Source organism: Mycobacterium sp. UM_Kg1 (assembly GCF_000972925.1).
Classification (GTDB): domain Bacteria; phylum Actinomycetota; class Actinomycetes; order Mycobacteriales; family Mycobacteriaceae; genus Mycobacterium; species Mycobacterium hiberniae.
In genome coordinates this window covers 1-2,804 of the sequence record NZ_JRMK01000262.1, presented here as the reverse complement: position 1 = coordinate 2,804, position 2,804 = coordinate 1, and the positions used below count along the sequence as shown (strand labels likewise).

3 protein-coding genes and 1 pseudogene are annotated in these 2,804 nt (G+C 67.5%); 3 read left to right on the top strand and 1 reads right to left on the bottom strand.

Annotated elements, in window-relative coordinates:
* Positions 1 to 271, top strand: a pseudogene (locus LI92_RS20810) (acyl-CoA dehydrogenase family protein); the annotation flags it as partial.
* Between the two features lie 7 nt (positions 272 to 278).
* On the opposite strand, the gene LI92_RS20805 reads toward LI92_RS20810, so the two are convergent.
* Positions 279 to 1,097 (bottom strand): AraC family transcriptional regulator, encoded by an 819-nt coding sequence (locus LI92_RS20805; protein WP_046322282.1) that lies wholly within the window; start codon positions 1,095 to 1,097, stop codon positions 279 to 281.
* Between the two features lie 25 nt (positions 1,098 to 1,122).
* Here LI92_RS20805 and LI92_RS20800 point away from each other — a divergent pair, with 25 nt between their 5' ends.
* A complete protein-coding gene (locus LI92_RS20800; protein WP_152665577.1) occupies positions 1,123 to 2,385 on the top strand; it encodes an amidohydrolase family protein in 1,263 nt (420 codons plus the stop codon).
* An 18-nt stretch (positions 2,386 to 2,403) separates the two neighbouring features.
* On the top strand, positions 2,404 to 2,804 hold a 401-nt coding region (locus tag LI92_RS20795; RefSeq protein WP_046322279.1), incomplete at its 3' end, for an SDR family NAD(P)-dependent oxidoreductase.

Genomic DNA, 2,804 nt, shown 5'->3' with positions numbered 1-2,804 from the left:
GGAGGCATCCCTGTCGGCGCCCTCGATATTCGGGCGGGTGGCGCTGGCGCAGGCCATGCGCGATGTGTCGCCGGAGCTGATGGACCTGCTCGGAAGCGCGTCGGCGCTGCCGATTGACACCGACGGCGCCATCGACGGCGGGGCTGCGGAGTACGTGTTCCGGTTCGCGCCGCTGGTCGGGATCTACGGCGGCACCCTGGAGGTGTTCCGCAACATGATCGCCCAGTACGTCCTGGGCCTGGGCAAGCCGAACTACTCGCCGGCGAAGTAGCCGCCGGTCACGCCGCCGTGATTTTGCGGCGGTAAGCCGACGGGGCCTCGCCGGCGAATCGGGTGAACGCCCGGGTGAACGCCGACAGGCTTTCGAAACCGACCGCCGCGGCGGTCTGCTGCACGCCCTGGTCCGGTGCCGCCAGCAGCGCCATGGCCTGCAACATCCGGGCATGCAGCAGGTAGGTGCGCCACGACATGCCGACCACCGCTTCGAACTGCCGCCGCAGGGTCCGCTCGGACACCGCGACCGCGTGGGCGACCTCGGCAGCGGTCACCGAGGCCAGGTGTTGTTTGGTGTAGACCATGGCCGCGCCGACGATCGGATGATCCGAGGTGGGCAGGCTCAGCGGCGCCTCATGCTCCAGCGCCGCGGACACCAGATGTCCCAAGGTGCGGAAGAAGTCGTCGGAGACACCGTCGCCGTCGAGTCGTTCGATGGGCCAGCGCAGCGAGTGCAGCATCATCTCCCGGATCAGGGGCGAGACGGTCAGGATGCGGGCCCGGTCGCCGGCATGCGCGACCAGTTCGGGGTCGAACATCACCGCAACAGTGCGTACCTCCGCGCGCATGACGGCCTGATGCCGAAGGCCGGCGGGAATCCAGGCCGCCTGCTGCGGCGGCAACAGATAGTGCGCCGCGGCGGTCTCGACTTCCACCACGCCGCCGACGGCGTACTCGATCTGGTGCATGTCGTGGGAGTGCCAGCCGGTCACCAGGTGCCGTCCCTCGTAGAGGTAGCTGCCGGCCCGGGCACGGCCCCCGCGGCGCAGATCGATGATGGCCGGTTCTGCAAAATCTATGGCCGAACGCGCGGAGACGGTCACGATTTTCCAGGGTACTAGTAGAGCTGTGAACATCGACGACTTGATCCTGGTCAGCATCGACGACCACGTGGTGGAGCCGCCCGACATGTTCCTGCGCCATGTGCCGGCCAAATACCGGGACGAGGCGCCGATCGTGGTCACCGGCGACAACGGCGTCGACCAGTGGATGTACCAAGGGCGCCCGCAGGGGGTCAGCGGACTCAATGCCGTGGTGTCGTGGCCCGCCGAGGAGTGGGGCCGCGATCCCGCGGGCTTCGCCGAGATGCGCCCCGGCGTCTATGACGTGCACGAGCGGGTCCGGGACATGAGCCGCAACGGAATTCTGGCGTCGATGTGTTTCCCGACCTTCACCGGATTCTCCGCGCGCCACCTCAACATGACCCGGGAGAACGTCACATTGGTGATGGTGTCGGCCTACAACGACTGGCATATCGACGAGTGGGCAGGGGCCTACCCGGGCCGGTTCATCCCGATCGCGATCCTGCCGACCTGGAACCCCGAGGCGATGTGCGCCGAGATCCGCCGGGTGGCGGCCAAGGGCTGTCGTGCGGTCACCATGCCCGAGCTGCCACACCTGGAGGGGCTGCCCAGCTACAACGACGACGACTACTGGGGGCCGGTGTTCACCACCCTTTCGGAGTGCGACGTGGTGATGTGCCTGCACATCGGCACCGGCTTCGGGGCGATCAGCATGGCGCCCAACGCGCCGATCGACAACATGATCATCCTGGCCACCCAGGTGTCGGCGATGTGCGCCCAGGACCTGCTGTGGGGACCCGCGATGCGCAACTACCCGGATCTGAAGTTCGCGTTCTCCGAGGGCGGAATCGGCTGGATCCCGTTCTATCTGGATCGCAGCGACCGGCACTACACCAACCAGAAGTGGCTGCGCCGCGACTTCGGCGACAAGCTGCCGTCCGAGGTGTTTCGCGAGCATTCCTTGGCCTGCTACGTCACCGACAAGACCTCGCTGAAGCTGCGCCACGAGATCGGCATCGACACCATCGCCTGGGAGTGCGACTACCCGCATTCGGACTGCTTCTGGCCGGACGCCCCCGAACAGGTGCTCGCCGAACTTCAGGCCGCCGGTGCCGACGACTCCGACATCGACAAGATCACCTGGCAGAACTCCTGCCGGTTCTTCAGCTGGGATCCCTTCGCGCACATCCCACGACAGCAGGCGACGGTAGGCGCGCTGCGTGCGACGGCCACCGATGTCGATGTGTCGATCCGGCCGCGGGCCGAGTGGGCGGCCCGCTATGCGCAGCAGCGGCTGGCGCAGGCATGACGGGAAGGGATTAGCGCGATGGTCGCAGTGATCACCGGGGGCGGCGGCGGAATGGGTTCGGCCACCGCGAAGATCGTCGGGCGTGACCAACCGGTCGTGCTCTGCGATGTCCGGCAAGACCGGCTGGCCGCCACGGTGGCCGCGCTGAAAGACTTCGACGTCACGAGCGTGCACTGCGACGTCACCGACCGCGAGGCGGTGGCCGCGCTGTTCGACGTCGCCGGCGGCATCGGGCCCGTCACCGCGGTGATCCATACCGCCGGGGTGAGCCCCAGCATGGGCGATGCGCCCTATGTCATGCGTACCAACGCCATCGGCACCCTCAACGTCAACGAGGTCTTCTATGCCGTGGCGCCCGAGGGGGCCGCGATCGTCAACGTCGCATCGATGGCCGCGCACCTGATGCCGGAGGAGTTGAT